Consider the following 16,170-nt stretch of genomic DNA (forward strand, 5'->3'; position numbering starts at 1 on the left):
GGCACTTCCTGCGAAGTGCCCCCGGCAGGATTCGAACCTGCGCACACGGCTCCGGAGGCCGTTGCTCTATCCCCTGAGCTACGGGGGCGTGTCGTTCGCTGTGCGGCGACGGGTTGAACACTACCAGCTTCCCCGGGGTGATCAGGAACGGATTCGGGTCGGAGGGGGAGGTCGGTCGCCCGGAGGGGGTGGAAGTGGCGAAAACCCGGACGCGGGGGCTTAGGGCGACCTACTCTCGAAGGGTGTCAGGCGCCCCGCGCCGGGTGCTTGTTGTCGACGACAACAAGGTCATCCGGCAGCTGATCAAGGTCAATCTCGAGCTGGAGGGCTTCGAGGTCGTGACCGCGAGCGATGGTGCCGAGTGCCTGGAAGTCGTCCACCGGGTGTGTCCCGACGCGATCACCCTCGACGTGGTCATGCCCCGGCTCGACGGGTTCGGAGCCGCCGCGCGGTTGCGGGCCGATCCGCGGACGCGGCACCTGCCCGTGGCCATCGTCAGCGCGTGTACGCAGCACGAGGTCGAGGCGGGAATCGCCGCCGGGGTGGACGCGTTCGTCGCCAAGCCGTTCGAGCCCGCCGAGCTGGTCCGGGTCGTGCGGCGGCTCGTGGAGCGCAAGGACCGGTGGGAGAGGAAAGGGGCCCCCGCCGGACGCGGAAGGGGCTGAGCGCGAGGAAGAGGGAGAGGGAGAGGAAGAAGGGGAGGCGCGGAGGGGGTAGGGGCAGGGGCGGCGCAGGGCACCTGTTCACATGGCGAAACCGGATGCGTCACCCGGAGCCTTCTCCCCTACGCTGGGTGCCGTGATCCCCGCCGACCTCTCTCGTGCCGTCGTACGCGCCGTACGCCGCGCCGTCGAGGACGGGGAGCTGTCCGGGCCCGCGCCCGTGCGGATCGTCGTCGAGCGGACGCGTCCCGGAGGGGTGGGGGAGTACGCCAGCCCCGTCGCCCTCCAGCTCGCGAAGGGGACGCCGCACCGCCCCGCCGACGTCGCCCGCGCGCTCGCCTCCCGGCTGGCCGTCGAGCCCGGCATCACCCGGGTGGAGGTCACCGGCCCCGGGTTCCTGAACTTCACCCTCGCCCCCCGCCCCGCCGCCGCCCTCGTGCGCGAGGTGCTCGACCGCGGCCCGTCGTACGGCTTCGCCGCCGGGGCGTACGAGGCCGCCGGCGCGGGCGACCCCGCCGCCGGACCGCGCGAGCGCGTCGTCGCCGGGGCCGTCGCCCGGATCCGGGCGAGCCAGGCGCTGGAGACCGCGCCGCCCCACCCGGCCGCGCCCCACACCCCCGCACCCCCGCGTGCCGCGCCCCTCGCGCACCGCGACCTCGACGCCCCCGCGCGCTACGGAGCCGACGCCGCCGCCTGGGCCATGCTCACCGTGCCGGCCCGCGAGACCCCCCACTTCGGCCCGGGCCTGCTCGTCCAGGACGACTCCAACCCCTTCTTCCAGGTGCGGTACGCGTACACCCGGGCCCGCGCCCTGACCCGCGAGGCAGCCCGCCTCGGGTTCCGGGCGGAGGCGGGCGCGGAGCCGGGGGAGACCGGTGACGACGGGCGCCGCCTGCTCGCGCTGCTCGCCGACCATCCCCTCGTCCTCGACGCCGCCGCCCACCACGGGGCGCCCGAACGGCTCGCGCGGCACCTGGTCGCCGTCGCCGACGCCCTCCTCGACTTCCAGTACCGGGTCCTGCCCACGGGTGACGAGAAACCCTCGGCCGCCCACCGCGCCCGGCTGGCCCTCGCCGAAGCCGCCGGGACGGTGCTGGCCGGCGGCCTGGCCCTCCTCGGCATGGACGCACCCGACTTCCTGTGAACCGTAAAGAGAGATACCGATGAGCCGTTCCGCCCATCCCGCCGGGCCCCGCCACGCCGACGTCCTGCCCGAGGGCCACTACGCGCCGCCGCCGGCCGACCTCAACGCCCTCGACGAAAAGGTCTGGGCGCGGACCGTGACGCGGAACGACGACGGGATCGTCACCGTCGGCGGCATCGAAGTGACCCGCCTCGCGCAGGAGTTCGGCACCCCGGCCTACTTCCTCGACGAGGAGGACTTCCGGGCCCGCTGCCGCGCCTGGGCGCACGCCTTCGGCAAGGACGCCGACGTCTTCTACGCCGGAAAGGCATTTCTTTCCAAGGCGATCGTGAAGTGGCTGAAGGAAGAGGGGCTGAATCTCGACGTCTGCTCCGGCGGGGAACTCACCACCGCCCTCGCCGCCGGAATGCCCGCCGACCGGATCGCCTTCCACGGCAACAACAAGTCGCAGGAAGAGATCCGCCGCGCGGTCACCGCCGGCGTCGGGCGGATCGTCCTCGACTCCTTCCAGGAGATCGCGCGCGTCGCGCACATCGCCCGCGAGCTGGGCGTGCGCCAGCCCGTGCAGATCCGCGTCACCGTCGGCGTCGAGGCGCACACCCACGAGTTCATCGCCACCGCCCACGAGGACCAGAAGTTCGGCATCGCCGTCGCCGACGGCTCCGCCGCCGAGGCCGTGCGCCGGGCGCTCGGGCACGAGAGCCTGGAGCTGCTCGGCGTCCACTCCCACATCGGCTCGCAGATCTTCGACATGGCCGGCTTCGAGGTGTCCGCCAAGCGGGTGGTCCGCCTGCTGGCCGCCGTCCGCGACGAGCACGGCGTCGAGCTCCCCGAGATCGACCTCGGTGGTGGCCTCGGCATCGCCTACACCTCCGCCGACGACCCGCGCGAGCCCCACGAGATCGCCAAGGCGCTCACCGAGATCGTCGCCCGCGAGTGCGAGAGCGCGGGCCTGAAGGCGCCGCGCATCTCCGTCGAGCCGGGCCGCGCCATCGTCGGCCCCACCGCCTTCACGCTCTACGAGGTCGGCACGATCAAGCCCCTCGAAGGGCTCAGGACGTACGTCTCCGTCGACGGCGGCATGTCCGACAACATCCGCACGGCCCTGTACGACGCCGAGTACGCCGTCACCCTCGTCTCCCGCGTCTCCGACGCCGAACCGATGCTCGTACGCGTCGTCGGCAAGCACTGCGAGAGCGGTGACATCGTGGTCAAGGACGCGTTCCTGCCGGCCGACCTGGCGCCGGGGGACCTCCTCGCCGTACCGGCCACCGGGGCCTACTGCCGCTCCATGGCCAGCAACTACAACCACGCGCTGCGACCGCCGGTCGTGGCCGTGCGCGACGGGCAGGCGCGGGTGATCGTCCGCCGCGAGACGGAGGAAGATCTCCTGCGCCTCGACCTGGGGTGATACCCATATTTCTGAAACAGGGGTTCCGGCCCTCAAAATAGGTGTCTCACTCAATGGACCGAGGATGGAAAGTCCTGTCCATTGAGTGAGACTGGTTGACACCTGGCGCGCAAAACCGCGCGCCGGGAGCGAAGAAGATCGAAAGGCGTAGGTCAAATGATGCGTACGCGTCCGCTGAAGGTGGCGCTGCTGGGCTGTGGAGTGGTCGGCTCAGAGGTGGCGCGCATCATGACGACGCACGCCGATGATCTGACAGCCAGGATCGGCGCCCCGGTCGAACTGGCCGGCGTGGCCGTGCGTCGCCCCTCCAAGGTCCGTGAGGGGATCGACCCGGCCCTGGTCACCACCGATGCGACCGCCCTGCTCAAACGGGGCGACATCGACGTCGTCATCGAGGTCATCGGCGGGATCGAGCCCGCCCGCACCCTGATCACCACCGCCTTCGAGAACGGCGCCTCCGTCGTCTCCGCGAACAAGGCGCTCCTCGCCCAGGACGGCGCGGCCCTGCACGCCGCCGCCGAGCAGCACGGGCTGGACCTCTACTACGAGGCCGCCGTGGCCGGCGCGATCCCGCTGGTCCGCCCGATGCGCGAGTCCCTCGCCGGCGACAAGATCAACCGGGTGATGGGCATCGTCAACGGCACGACGAACTTCATCCTCGACAAGATGGACTCGACCGGCGCCGGCTACCAGGAGGCGCTGGACGAGGCCACCGCCCTCGGTTACGCCGAGGCCGACCCGACCGCCGACGTCGAGGGCTACGACGCCGCCGCCAAGGCCGCCATCCTCGCCGGCATCGCCTTCCACACCCGCGTCCGCCTCGACGACGTCTACCGCGAGGGCATGACCGAGGTCAGCGCCGCCGACTTCGCCTCCGCCAAGCGCATGGGCTGCACCATCAAGCTCCTGGCGATCCTGGAGCGCGCCGCCGACGGCGAGTCCGTCACCGCGCGCGTCCACCCGGCGATGATCCCGCTGACCCACCCGCTGGCGTCCGTCCGCGAGGCGTACAACGCCGTCTTCGTCGAGGCGGAGGCCGCCGGGCGCCTGATGTTCTACGGGCCCGGCGCGGGCGGCTCGCCCACCGCGTCCGCGGTCCTCGGCGACCTCGTCGCCGTCTGCCGCAACAAGCTCGCCGAGGCAACGGGGCCCGGCGAGTCGGCGTACACCCAGCTGCCGGTCAGCCCCATGGGGGACGTCGTCACCCGCTACCACATCAGCCTCGATGTGGCGGACAAGCCGGGCGTCCTCGCCCAGGTGGCGACGACCTTCGCGGAGCACGGTGTCTCCATCGACACCGTCCGTCAGCAGGGCAAGGACGGCGAGGCCTCCCTCGTCGTCGTCACCCACCGCGCGCCCGACGCGGCCCTCTCCGGGACCGTCGAGGCGCTGCGGAAGCTGGACACCGTGCGCGGTGTCGCCAGCATCATGCGTGTTGAAGGGGAGTAAGGACCCATGAGCAGCAATCGCACCCACCAGTGGCGCGGCATCATCGAGGAGTACCGTCACCGTCTTCCGGTGACGGACACCACTCCCGTGGTCACGCTCCGCGAGGGCGGCACTCCCCTCGTCCCCGCCCAGGTGCTGTCCGAGCGCACGGGGTGTGAGGTCCACCTCAAGGTGGAGGGCGCCAACCCCACCGGTTCCTTCAAGGACCGCGGCATGACCATGGCCATCACCAAGGCCAAGGAGGACGGCGCCAAGGCCGTCATCTGCGCCTCCACGGGCAACACCTCCGCCTCCGCCGCCGCCTACGCGGTGCGCGCGGGCATGGTCTCCGCCGTCCTCGTGCCCCGCGGCAAGATCGCGCTCGGCAAGATGGGCCAGGCGCTGGTGCACGGTGCCAAGATCCTGCAGGTTGACGGCAACTTCGACGACTGCCTGGACCTGGCCCGCGCGCTGTCCGACAACTACCCGGTGGCGCTGGTCAATTCCGTCAACCCGGTGCGCATCGAGGGCCAGAAGACGGCCGCGTTCGAGATCGTGGACGCGCTCGGCGACGCCCCCGACATCCACGTGCTGCCCGTCGGCAACGCCGGCAACATCACCGCGTACTGGAAGGGCTTCAAGGAGTACAAGGCCGACGGCCTGGCCTCCCGTACGCCCCGCGTGTGGGGTTTCCAGGCCTCCGGCTCCGCGCCGATCGTGCGCGGCGAGGTCGTCAAGGAGCCGCACACCATCGCCACCGCGATCCGCATCGGCAACCCGGCCTCCTGGGACTACGCGCTCGCCGCGCGCGAGGAGTCGGGCGGCTTCATCGACGAGGTGACGGACCGCCAGATCCTGGCCGCCTACCGCCTGTTGGCCGCGCAGGAGGGCGTCTTCGTCGAGCCCGCCTCGGCCGCGTCGGTGGCCGGTCTGCTGAAGGCGGCCGAGGCCGGTCTCGTCGACCCGGGCCAGCGGATCGTGTGCACCGTCACGGGCAACGGCCTCAAGGACCCCGACTGGGCGGTCGCCGGCGCTCCGCAGCCGGTCACCGTTCCGGTGGACGCCGAGGCCGCCGCCGTACGGCTCGGCCTGATCTGACCCGCGGGCCGTCCGCGGCCCCGCGCGCCTCCCGTTGCCGGGTTCCGGAAGTGTCCGGAACCCGGCAACTCGACCCGTACGACATCAAAAGTCGACGGAATCCGATGTGAACCGGTGGGCCATCCGCGACACGCGTCGTGCGCCTCCTGTGCGCCCTATGTCGCGAGAGAACCTTCCTTCGATACGCTGTACTTACATCCGCCACCGCGCATATGACCGCGGTGCTGCCCCAAGGGCCTTCGGGTGTCGTACGTTCTCCAGTACATTCGCAGCGAAGATCCCGCACCGCCGCCAGATCTCGCACAGTCACAAGGAGTGTCATCGACCGATGGCAGGTCCCGCGTTCCGCGCCGCCGCCGTACGAGTGCGCGTCCCCGCCAGCAGTGCCAACCTCGGCCCCGGCTTCGATGCCTTCGGTCTGGCCCTGGGGCTCTACGACGACGTGGTCGTCCGCGTCGCCGACTCCGGCCTGAACGTCGACATCGCGGGTGAGGGCGCCGACACCCTCCCGCGCGACGAGAGCCACCTCCTCGTACGCTCCATGCGCACCGCCTTCGACCTGCTTGGCGGACAGCCGCGCGGCCTGGAGGTCGTCTGCGCCAACCGCATCCCGCACGGTCGGGGCCTCGGCTCCTCCTCCGCCGCGATCTGCGCCGGCATCGTCGCCGCCCGCGCCGTGACCATAGGCGGGGAGGCCAAGCTCGACGACGCGGCCCTGCTGGAGCTCGCCACGGAGATCGAGGGTCACCCCGACAACGTCGCCGCCTGTCTGCTCGGCGGCTTCAGCCTGGCCTGGATGGACGGGGGCAGCGCCCGGGCGATCCGTATGGAGCCGGCGCGTTCCATCGTTCCGGTGGTCTTCGTCCCCTCCAACCCGGTCCTGACCGAGACCGCGCGGGGCCTGCTCCCGCGCACCGTGCCGCACGTGGACGCGGCCGTCAACGCGGGCCGTGCCGGTCTGCTCGTCGAGGCCCTGACCAGGCGCCCCGAGCTGCTGCTGCCCGCGACCGAGGACCGGCTGCACCAGGAGTACCGCATCCCGGCGATGCCCGAGAGCGTCGCGCTCGTGGCCCGACTGCGGGCGGACGGCATCCCCGCGGTCATCTCCGGCGCCGGCCCCACGGTCCTCGCGCTGGTCGACAACGAAGCGGCCGACAAGGTCGCGCGGCTCGCGGGCGAGGGGTGGGCGGCGAACCGGCTCGCCCTCGACACCGCGGGCGCGAGCGTCCTTCCGCTGGGCACCCAGGGCGGGCAGTCCGTGTCGTGACGACACGGCCCCGTCCGGGCGGGCGGCCGGGCAGGCCGCCGGCCCGTGGAAGGGGCGATTGCCGGTGATTGAGAGGGGGAATGTCTGTTGGATCCGGTAGTGTTAATCTCAAGTGCGCATCCGAAGCCGCCATGGCTCGGTGCTCAGTGTCCCCATCCGGGACCACCTTTCTTCCGGGAGCCTCCCCGACTGCTTTGATCGCTGCCAGCAGTTTCGAGCACGCTCCGGAATCGGCGTGACATTCCCACGCTTCCAGCTCGGGGGCTTCTCGCCGGAACCACGCACGTTTCTTTCCGCCGTACATCTCCCGGCGGACCACCGCCCCGGCACGGTCCACACACCTAGGACCGTTGTCGGACAGCACAACCGGTCGCCGAGCCAGACAGGCCGACGTCCGCTCCAGGGAAGGACCCTTCGTGAGCGACACCACCGATCTGATGGGCGCTGCCGACACCAACGTCGACACCAGCGCTCCCGCCGCGGGCGCCGCACCCAAGCGACGCCGCTCCGGCACCGGCCTTGAGGGCATGGTCCTGGCCGAGCTGCAGCAGGTCGCGTCGGGCCTCGGTATCAGGGGCACCGCGCGCATGCGCAAGAGCCAGCTGATCGAGGTCATCAAGGAGGCGCAGGGCGGCAGCGCCCCCAAGGCCGCGGCCCCCGCCGCGGACGCCGCCGAGGCCAAGCCGAAGCGCCGCGCCACCAGCAAGGCCCGTACGGGTGAGGCCGCCGCGCCCGCCGAGAAGCCCGCCGTCCAGGCGCAGATCGAGATCCCGGGCCAGCCGGCCAGCGAGGACGCCCCGGTGGGCGAGCGTCGCCGCCGTCGCGCGACCGCTCCCTCGGGCAGCCCGGAGTCCTCGGCCCCCGCCGTCGTGCAGGTCGAGCAGAAGACCGAGACCGCCCCCGCCGCGCAGACCGAGGCCAAGGCGGAGGCCGCCACGGCGGTGTCCGCGCAGGGCCAGGGCCAGGCGCAGGAGGGCGGCGAGGGCCGTACCCGTCGCGACCGCCGTGACCGCGGCGAGCGGGGCGACCGCGCCGAGCGCGGTGACCGTCAGGGTCGTCGCGAGCGCGGTGCCAAGGCCGACGAGCAGGGCGGCCAGGCGGCTCAGGGCGGCCAGGGCGGTCAGGGCGGTGGTCGTCAGGACCGCGCCGACCGTCAGGACCGCGCCGACCGTCAGCAGCAGGGCGGCCAGGGCGGCCAGGGCCGGCAGGGTCGTCAGGACAACGGTCCCCAGGACGACTTCGACGGTGAGGACGGCCGTCGCGGCCGTCGCGGCCGTTACCGCGACCGCCGCGGTCGTCGTGGCCGCGACGAGTTCGCGCCGAACGAGCCGCAGGTCGCCGACGACGACGTGCTGATCCCCGTCGCGGGCATCCTCGACATCCTCGACAACTACGCGTTCATCCGGACCTCGGGCTACCTGCCCGGCCCGAACGACGTGTACGTCTCCCTCGCCCAGGTCCGCAAGGCCGGTCTGCGCAAGGGCGACCACACCACCGGTGCGGTCCGTCAGCCCAAGGACGGCGAGCGCCGCGAGAAGTTCAACGCGCTCGTGCGCCTGGACTCCGTCAACGGCATGGCGCCCGAATCCGGCCGCGGCCGGCCGGAGTTCCAGAAGCTGACCCCGCTCTACCCGCAGGACCGGCTCCGTCTGGAGACCGACCCGGGCGTGCTGACCACCCGCATCATCGACCTCGTGTCGCCGATCGGCAAGGGCCAGCGCGGTCTGATCGTGGCCCCGCCGAAGACCGGCAAGACCATGATCATGCAGGCGATCGCCAACGCGATCACCACCAACAACCCCGAGTGCCACCTGATGGTCGTCCTGGTCGACGAGCGTCCGGAAGAGGTCACCGACATGCAGCGGTCGGTCAAGGGCGAGGTCATCTCCTCGACCTTCGACCGTCCGGCCGAGGACCACACCACGGTCGCCGAGCTGGCCATCGAGCGCGCCAAGCGTCTCGTCGAGCTGGGTCACGACGTGGTCGTCCTGCTCGACTCCATCACCCGTCTGGGCCGCGCGTACAACCTCGCGGCGCCCGCCTCCGGCCGCATCCTGTCCGGTGGTGTCGACTCGACCGCGCTGTACCCGCCGAAGCGCTTCTTCGGTGCCGCGCGCAACATCGAGGACGGCGGCTCGCTGACCATCCTGGCCACCGCGCTCGTCGACACCGGCTCGCGCATGGACGAGGTGATCTTCGAGGAGTTCAAGGGCACCGGCAACATGGAGCTCAAGCTCGACCGCAAGCTCGCCGACAAGCGCATCTTCCCGGCCGTCGACGTCGACCCGTCGGGCACCCGCAAGGAGGAGATCCTCCTCAACAGCGAGGAGCTCGCCATCGTCTGGAAGCTGCGCCGGGTGCTGCACGCGCTCGACTCGCAGCAGGCGATCGAGCTGCTGCTCGACAAGATGAAGCAGACGAAGTCGAACGCCGAGTTCCTGATGCAGATCGCCAAGACGACCCCGGCCGGCAAGAACGACGACTGACCGGACGTCGCACGCGACCGTCACCACGCGACCGCCCCCGCCGCACTCCGCGGCGGGGGCGGTCGCGCGTTCCGCGTCGCCCGTTCTGCGTCGCGCGCACCTGCGACGTTCGACACATCGACGAGCGGCGCGCGGCCGTCGTGAGCCCCCGCGCGACCCCGTCGAAACCGCAGGTGAGCGGGCGATCACGCGCCGGTCGTCCGCGACGGGGGGCCGGCCCGGCGAGTTTCCGCCCGCTCCGCGCGCCGTGGAACCCTGGAACCCGCTCGTCCGTCTGAGTGAAAGAGCAGCGGGTCACCGAACGGCAGGACTGAGGAGAGCATGAGCGAGGAAAGCAGGGGCCGCGGCCGGCGTGCCGCCACCCGGCGCCGACGGAAACCGCCGCGCCGCCGGGGCCTCACCCTCGCCGCCTGGATCGCGGCGGGCGTGGTCCTGCTCGGAGGCCTCGGTCTCGGGTGGGTCTACTTCAAGCTCAACGGCAACCTGAAGAGCGTCGACATCGACGGGGCCCTCGGCAAGGACCGCCCCGCCAACATCGACAACGGCTCGATGGACATCCTGGTCCTCGGCTCCGACTCCCGCGACGGGGCCAACCGCGCGTACGGCGCCGACGACGGCGGCTCGGCCCGCTCCGACACCGCGATGATCATCCACCTCTACGAGGGCCACAAGCAGGCCAGCGTGGTCTCCATACCGCGCGACACCATGCTCCCCAGACCCGCCTGCGACACCGGCAAGGGCAAGACCAACCCCGGCAGCAGGCGCGCGCAGTTCAACGAGGCCTTCACGATCGGCGGTGCGGCCTGCGCGGTGAAGACGGTCGAGACGATGTCGGGGATCCGCATGGACCACTACATCGAGGTCGACTTCACCGGCTTCAAGAAGATCATCGACAACCTCGGCGGGGTCCAGCTCACGACCACCAAGCCGATCAAGGACGACGGCAGCCACCTGGACCTGCCGGCCGGTTCCCACAAGCTCAACGGCGAGCAGTCCCTGGGCCTCGTGCGCACCCGCAAGAGCGTCGGCGACGGCGGGGACCTGGGCCGAATACAGCTCCAGCAGGCCTTCATCAAGGCGCTGATCAAGCAGGTCAAGGGCATCGGCGTCTTCGAGAGCCCCAAGAAGCTCTACGGCCTCGCGGACTCCGCCACCAGCGCGATCACCACCGACAAGGCGCTCGGCGGCGTGAAGTCCCTCGCGGGCTTCGCCCAGGGACTCCAGGGCATCAGCGCCGAGAACATGCACATGATCACCCTGCCGGTGGGACGGGACCCGCTCGACAAGGACCGCGTGGTGCCCCTGGCCAAGGACTCCAAGCTGGTCTGGGACGCCCTGCTGGCCGACCGCCCCATCCCCGCCGAGGCCACCCAGCACTCCTCCGGTGACAAGAGCACGGCCGGCTCGATCGTCCAGTGACCTGCCCCGGGGCGCCTTCTCCGGCCCGCCCGGGACGCCCCGGCGCCGGCCGGAATAGATGCCGCGCCGTCCCCGTTGAGGTGAGCGTTCCCAAAATTTTGACAGGCGGCCCGGTCCTGGCAGACTGGTCTGTCGGCCCCGGTTCACGCAGTGCGCAATTCGGCTCCTGCGACCCGGCGCCCTCCCGAATCTAGGAGACACCTTGAAGCGCGATGTTCACCCCGAGTACGTCGAGACCCAGGTCAGCTGCACCTGTGGCGCGTCGTTCACCACCCGTAGCACCCTGACCGAGGGCACCATCCGTGCCGAGGTCTGCTCCGAGTGCCACCCGTTCTACACGGGCAAGCAGAAGATCCTCGACACCGGTGGCCGCGTGGCCCGCTTCGAGGCCCGCTTCGGCAAGGGTGCGGCCAAGAAGTAGCGCGACCCAGGCGCCGGTCACCGGCCGCCCCCTGACCACGCGGGGGCGGCCGGACCGGCGCCTTTGTCGTCGTGTCGCCCAGCCCAGCCCATTTTTGACTTTCACCACAGGAGCACCCGATGTTCGAGGCGGTCGAGGAACTGGTCGGCGAACACGCCGATCTCGAGAAGAAGCTCGCCGACCCGTCGGTCCACTCCGATCAGGCCAACGCCCGCAAGCTGAACAAGCGCTACGCGGAGCTGACCCCGATCATCGCCACCTTCCGCGCGTGGAAGCAGACGGCCGAGGACATCGAGACGGCCAAGGAGCTGGCCGCCGACGACCCCGACTTCGCCGCCGAGGTCAAGGAGCTGGGCACCCAGCGCGAAGAGCTCACCGAGAAGCTCCGCCTGCTGCTCGTCCCGCGCGACCCCAGTGACGACAAGGACGTGCTCCTGGAGATCAAGGCGGGCGCCGGCGGTGACGAGTCCGCCCTGTTCGCCGGTGACCTGCTGCGCATGTACCTGCGCTACGCCGAGCGCGTGGGCTGGAAGACCGAGATCATCGACTCCACCGAGTCCGAGCTCGGCGGCTACAAGGACGTCCAGGTCTCCGTCCGCACCAAGGGCGGCAACGGTGCCACCGAGCCCGGCCAGGGCGTCTGGGCCCGCATGAAGTACGAGGGCGGCGTGCACCGCGTCCAGCGCGTGCCGGCCACCGAGTCCCAGGGCCGCATCCACACCTCCGCCGCCGGCGTGCTCGTCACCCCGGAGGCCGAGGAGGTCGAGGTCGAGATCAACGCGAACGACCTCCGCATCGACGTGTACCGCTCCTCGGGCCCCGGCGGCCAGTCCGTCAACACGACCGACTCCGCCGTGCGCATCACGCACCTGCCCACCGGCGTGGTCGCCTCCTGCCAGAACGAGAAGAGCCAGCTCCAGAACAAGGAGCAGGCCATGCGCATCCTGCGCTCCCGCCTGCTGGCCGCCGCCCAGGAGGCCGCCGAGCAGGAGGCCTCCGACGTGCGCCGCAGCCAGGTGCGCAGCGTCGACCGGTCCGAGAAGATCCGTACGTACAACTTCCCGGAAAACCGGATCTCGGACCACCGCACCGGATTCAAGGCGTACAACTTGGACCAGGTGCTCGACGGCGACCTCGACTCGGTCATCCAGGCCTGCGTCGACACGGACTCCGCGGCGAAGCTCGCGGCCGCGCACTGACCCTGCTCCACCCCCCCCGTACGACAGCAGCCCGGAGGACCAGCGTGAACTTGCTGCTTGCCGAGGTGGCCCAGGCCACCCAGCGGCTGGCCGCCGCCGGCGTGCCCTCTCCGCGTTTCGACGCGGAGGAGCTCGCGGCCTTCGTGCACGGCGTCAAACGGGGGGAACTGCACCACGTCAAGGACGCGGACTTCGACGCCCGCTACTGGGAGGCCGTCGCCCGCCGCGAGGCGCGCGAGCCGCTCCAGCACATCACCGGCCGCGCCTTCTTCCGCTACCTGGAGCTCCAGGTCGGTCCCGGGGTGTTCGTGCCCCGGCCCGAGACCGAGTCGGTCGTGGACTGGGCCATACAGGCCGTCCGGGCCATGGACGTGGTCGAGCCGCTGATCGTGGACCTGTGCACCGGCTCCGGCGCCATCGCGCTCGCCATGGCCCAGGAGGTGCCGCGCTCGCGCGTGCACGCCGTGGAGCTGTCCGAGGACGCGCTGCGGTGGACCCGCAAGAACGCCGAGGGCTCACGGGTCACCGTCCACCAGGGCGACGCGCTCAGCGCGCTGCCCGAGCTCGACGGACAGGTCGACCTGGTCATCTCCAACCCGCCGTACATCCCGCTCACCGAGTGGGAGTACGTCGCCCCGGAGGCCCGTGACCACGACCCCGAGATGGCGCTGTTCTCCGGCGAGGACGGGCTCGACACCATCCGCGGCATCGAGCGCACCGCCCACCGCCTGCTGCGGCCCGGCGGCATCGTCGTGATCGAGCACGCGGACACCCAGGGCGGCCAGGTGCCGTGGATCTTCGCGGACGAGCGGGGCTGGGCCGACGCCGCGGACCACCCCGACCTCAACAACCGCCCGCGCTTCGCGACGGCCCGCAAGGCCCTGCCGTGACAGACCCCCTGACCGCCACCCCCCTGCTGCACGAGGAGTCCCGCTGATGGCCCGGCGATACGACTGCAACGACGCGACGGACCGCAAGACGGGTCTGCGCGAAGCGGCATCCGCAGTGCGCCGCGGCGAGCTCGTCGTGCTGCCCACCGACACCCTCTACGGGATCGGGGCGGACGCCTTCAGCGCCGAGGCCGTCGGTGACCTGCTCGCCGCCAAGGGCCGGGGCCGCAGCATGCCCACTCCCGTGCTGATCGGTTCCCCGAACACCCTCCACGGACTCGTCACCGACTTCTCCGAGCAGGCCTGGGAGCTCGTCGACGCCTTCTGGCCGGGCGGGCTGACCCTGGTCGCCAAGCACCAGCCGTCGCTCGCGTGGGACCTGGGCGAGACGCGCGGGACCGTCGCCGTCCGCATGCCCCTGCACCCCGTCGCGATCGAGCTGCTGACCGAGGTCGGCCCGATGGCCGTCTCCTCCGCCAACCTCTCCGGCCACCCCGCGCCCGAGGACTGCGACGCCGCGCGCGCCATGCTGGGCGACTCCGTCTCCGTCTACCTGGACGGCGGCCCGACCCCCAGCACCCTGCCGTCGTCGATCGTCGACGTCACCGGGAAGGTTCCCGTCCTGCTGCGCGCGGGCGCGCTGACCGCAGAGCAGCTGCGGGAGGTCGTACCCGACCTCGAGGTGGCCCCGTGAGCCCTCAGGGGCGTGGCATAGCCGACGGGGGCCTTCCGGCCGCCGCCGGGGGAGAGTCCTTCCGCATACTCCACGTCAGCACCGGCAACGTGTGCCGCTCGCCCATCACCGAGCGGCTGACGCGCCACGCCCTGGCCCACCGGCTGGGAGGCCTCCCGGCCGGGGACCTCATCGTGGAGAGCGCCGGCACGTGGGGCCACGAGGGGGCGCCGATGGAGGCGAACGCCGCCGCCGTCCTCGCCGACTTCGGGGCCGACGCCTCCGGGTTCACCGGACGGGAACTGCTCGACGAGCACGTCATACGCGCCGACCTCGTGCTGACCGCCACGCGGGACCACCGGGCGCAGGTCATCTCGATGGGACACTCCGCGGGACTGCGCACCTTCACGCTGAAGGAGTTCACGCGGCTCGTGCGGGCGATAGACCCGGCGACGCTGCCGCCGCTGGACGAGGGCATGGCCGAACGGGCGCGGGCCCTCGTACGGGCCGCCGCGGCGCTGCGCGGGTGGCTGCTGGCGCCGAGCGCCGACGCCGACGAGGTGTACGACCCGTACGGGGCGCCGATCACCTTCTTCCGCTCCATCGGCGACGAGATCAACCAGGCGCTGGACCCGGTCGTCACCGCGCTGACCGGCGTCACCGCCTCCCGCTGAACCGCCGCGGGTCCGCCCGCCGCCGGGGCGGGCGCCCACCGCGCCGGCACCCCCCCAGGACCTCCGCGCGGCGCAGCGCGGCGGGCCCGCACGGCCGTACCGGGCGGGCCGGTGGGCGGGGGCCTACAGTGGCTGGTACCTGATGGGCAGCACCCTGGAGTCGCGCCATGAGCGTCATCACCCAGCCCACGGACCTGCTGCGGCGGCAGGATCCGCAGATGGCCGACGTGCTCGCCGGAGAGGCGCGGCGCCAGAGCGAGACGCTCCAGATGAGCGCCGCCGAGAACTTCGCCTCGCCCGCCGTGCTCGCCGCCCTCGGCTCCGCCCTGGCCAACAAGTACGCCGAGGGCTACCCGGGCGCCCGCCACCACGGCGGATGCGAGTACGCCGATCTGGCCGAAGGCATCGCCGTGGAGCGGGCCAAGGCCCTCTTCGGGGTCGAGCACGCGAACGTCCAGCCGCATTCCGGTTCCTCCGCCGTCCTGGCCGCCTACGCCGCCCTGCTGCGCCCCGGGGACACCGTGCTCGCCATGGGACTGCCCTACGGCGGCCACCTCACCCACGGCTCGCCCGCCAACTTCTCCGGCCGCTGGTTCCACTTCGTGGGCTACGGGGTCGATCCCGGCACCGGGCTCATCGACTACGAGCAGGTGCGGCGCCTGGCGCGAACCCATCGGCCCAAGGCCATCGTCTGCGGCTCGATCTGCTACCCGCGCCACCCGGAGTACTCGGCGTTCCGCGCGATCGCCGACGAGGTCGGGGCCGCCCTCGTCGTGGACGCCGCCCACCCCATCGGGCTGGTCGCCGGCGGGGCCGCGCCGAGCCCCGTCCCGTACGCCGACCTGGTCTGCGCGACCACCCACAAGGTGCTGCGGGGCCCGCGCGGCGGGATGGTCCTGTGCGGCGCCGAGTACGCCGAGCGCGTCGACCGGGCGGTGTTCCCCTTCACCCAGGGCGGGGCCCAGATGCACACCATCGCCGCCAAGGCGGTGGCCTTCGGCGAGGCGGCCGGGCCCGGCTTCACCCGCTACGCGCACCGGGTCGTGGCCAACGCCCGCGCGCTGGCCCGGGCCCTGGCCGAGCGCGGCTTCGGGGTGACCACCGGCGGCACCGACACCCACCTCATCAGCGTCGACCCGGCCCCGCTGGGCGTCGACGGGCCCACCGCGCGCGGCCGGCTCGCCGCCGCCGGGATCGTCCTCGACACCTGCGCGCTGCCGTACGGGGACCAGCGCGGGATCCGCCTGGGCACCGCGGCCGTGACCACCCAGGGGATGGGGGAGGCGGAGATGGAGCGCGTCGCGGAACTGTTCGCGGTCGCGCTGCGCGGGGCGGGCGCGGGGACCCGTACGGAGGTCGCGGAGCTGACGCGGGGATTTCCCCCGTACGGGGGTTGAG

The 16,170-nt window shown here is 72.0% G+C and carries 14 protein-coding genes and 1 tRNA gene; 14 read left to right on the forward strand and 1 reads right to left on the reverse strand.

Annotation, left to right across the window (positions count from 1 at the left end; genetic code table 11):
- Nucleotides 1–16: 16 nt before the first annotated feature.
- Nucleotides 17–88: transfer RNA gene (locus AB0D01_RS03455), tRNA-Arg, on the reverse strand.
- A gap of 106 nt (nucleotides 89–194) precedes the next feature.
- On the opposite strand from AB0D01_RS03455, the gene AB0D01_RS03460 reads away from it, so the two are divergent.
- The 14 genes from AB0D01_RS03460 to glyA all read left to right on the forward strand — a co-directional run bounded on the left by AB0D01_RS03460 (nucleotide 195) and on the right by glyA (nucleotide 16,169).
- Nucleotides 195–665, forward strand: a complete 471-nt coding sequence (locus AB0D01_RS03460; RefSeq protein WP_363053296.1) for a response regulator — start codon at nucleotides 195–197, stop codon at nucleotides 663–665.
- Nucleotides 666–798: 133 nt separating this feature from the next.
- Complete coding sequence (nrtL, locus tag AB0D01_RS03465) at nucleotides 799–1,806, forward strand: ArgS-related anticodon-binding protein NrtL (protein WP_363053297.1); 1,008 nt, start codon at nucleotides 799–801, stop codon at nucleotides 1,804–1,806.
- Nucleotides 1,807–1,825: 19 nt separating this feature from the next.
- Nucleotides 1,826–3,217, forward strand: coding sequence for a diaminopimelate decarboxylase (gene lysA / locus AB0D01_RS03470; RefSeq protein WP_363053298.1), 1,392 nt, complete (start codon nucleotides 1,826–1,828; stop codon nucleotides 3,215–3,217).
- Between the two features lie 159 nt (nucleotides 3,218–3,376).
- On the forward strand, nucleotides 3,377–4,666 hold the full coding sequence (locus AB0D01_RS03475) for a homoserine dehydrogenase (RefSeq protein WP_363053432.1): 1,290 nt from the start codon (nucleotides 3,377–3,379) through the stop codon (nucleotides 4,664–4,666).
- Between the two features lie 6 nt (nucleotides 4,667–4,672).
- On the forward strand, nucleotides 4,673–5,743 hold the full coding sequence (gene thrC / locus AB0D01_RS03480; protein ID WP_363053299.1) for a threonine synthase: 1,071 nt from the start codon (nucleotides 4,673–4,675) through the stop codon (nucleotides 5,741–5,743).
- A gap of 328 nt (nucleotides 5,744–6,071) precedes the next feature.
- Nucleotides 6,072–7,010 (forward strand): homoserine kinase, encoded by a 939-nt coding sequence (thrB, locus tag AB0D01_RS03485; RefSeq protein WP_363053300.1) that lies wholly within the window; start codon nucleotides 6,072–6,074, stop codon nucleotides 7,008–7,010.
- Nucleotides 7,011–7,426: 416 nt separating this feature from the next.
- Nucleotides 7,427–9,496, forward strand: a complete 2,070-nt coding sequence (rho, locus tag AB0D01_RS03490; RefSeq protein ID WP_363053301.1) for a transcription termination factor Rho — start codon at nucleotides 7,427–7,429, stop codon at nucleotides 9,494–9,496.
- A gap of 321 nt (nucleotides 9,497–9,817) precedes the next feature.
- A complete protein-coding gene (locus AB0D01_RS03495; protein ID WP_363053302.1) occupies nucleotides 9,818–10,915 on the forward strand; it encodes an LCP family protein in 1,098 nt (365 codons plus the stop codon).
- A 202-nt stretch (nucleotides 10,916–11,117) separates the two neighbouring features.
- Nucleotides 11,118–11,336 (forward strand): 50S ribosomal protein L31, encoded by a 219-nt coding sequence (rpmE, locus tag AB0D01_RS03500; protein ID WP_007266580.1) that lies wholly within the window; start codon nucleotides 11,118–11,120, stop codon nucleotides 11,334–11,336.
- Between the two features lie 119 nt (nucleotides 11,337–11,455).
- Complete coding sequence (gene prfA, locus AB0D01_RS03505) at nucleotides 11,456–12,535, forward strand: peptide chain release factor 1 (RefSeq protein WP_363053303.1); 1,080 nt, start codon at nucleotides 11,456–11,458, stop codon at nucleotides 12,533–12,535.
- Between the two features lie 44 nt (nucleotides 12,536–12,579).
- Nucleotides 12,580–13,425, forward strand: a complete 846-nt coding sequence (prmC, locus tag AB0D01_RS03510; protein WP_249767811.1) for a peptide chain release factor N(5)-glutamine methyltransferase — start codon at nucleotides 12,580–12,582, stop codon at nucleotides 13,423–13,425.
- Between the two features lie 46 nt (nucleotides 13,426–13,471).
- Entirely contained in the window at nucleotides 13,472–14,119 is a 648-nt protein-coding gene (locus AB0D01_RS03515) for an L-threonylcarbamoyladenylate synthase (RefSeq protein WP_363053304.1), read from the forward strand.
- Nucleotides 14,116–14,772 (forward strand): protein-tyrosine-phosphatase, encoded by a 657-nt coding sequence (locus tag AB0D01_RS03520; RefSeq protein ID WP_363053305.1) that lies wholly within the window; start codon nucleotides 14,116–14,118, stop codon nucleotides 14,770–14,772. Before AB0D01_RS03515 ends, AB0D01_RS03520 begins: the two co-directional genes overlap by 4 nt.
- A gap of 167 nt (nucleotides 14,773–14,939) precedes the next feature.
- On the forward strand, nucleotides 14,940–16,169 hold the full coding sequence (gene glyA, locus AB0D01_RS03525) for a serine hydroxymethyltransferase (RefSeq protein ID WP_363053306.1): 1,230 nt from the start codon (nucleotides 14,940–14,942) through the stop codon (nucleotides 16,167–16,169).
- Nucleotide 16,170 lies beyond the last annotated feature (1 nt).

The organism is Streptomyces sp. NPDC048606 (genome assembly GCF_040650855.1).
Taxonomy (GTDB): Bacteria; Actinomycetota; Actinomycetes; order Streptomycetales; family Streptomycetaceae; genus Streptomyces.

What these genes read in the sequence shown, in the direction of transcription:
- lysA (WP_363053298.1), top strand. Translation starts at nt 1,826, where the DNA reads ATGAGCCGTTCCGCCCATCCCGCCGGGCCCCGCCACGCCGACGTCCTG.
- AB0D01_RS03475 (WP_363053432.1), top strand. Translation starts at nt 3,377, where the DNA reads ATGCGTACGCGTCCGCTGAAGGTGGCGCTGCTGGGCTGTGGAGTGGTC.
- thrC (WP_363053299.1), top strand. Translation starts at nt 4,673, where the DNA reads ATGAGCAGCAATCGCACCCACCAGTGGCGCGGCATCATCGAGGAGTAC.
- thrB (WP_363053300.1), top strand. Translation starts at nt 6,072, where the DNA reads ATGGCAGGTCCCGCGTTCCGCGCCGCCGCCGTACGAGTGCGCGTCCCC.
- AB0D01_RS03495 (WP_363053302.1), top strand. Translation starts at nt 9,818, where the DNA reads ATGAGCGAGGAAAGCAGGGGCCGCGGCCGGCGTGCCGCCACCCGGCGC.
- prfA (WP_363053303.1), top strand. Translation starts at nt 11,456, where the DNA reads ATGTTCGAGGCGGTCGAGGAACTGGTCGGCGAACACGCCGATCTCGAG.
- AB0D01_RS03515 (WP_363053304.1), top strand. Translation starts at nt 13,472, where the DNA reads ATGGCCCGGCGATACGACTGCAACGACGCGACGGACCGCAAGACGGGT.
- glyA (WP_363053306.1), top strand. Translation starts at nt 14,940, where the DNA reads ATGAGCGTCATCACCCAGCCCACGGACCTGCTGCGGCGGCAGGATCCG.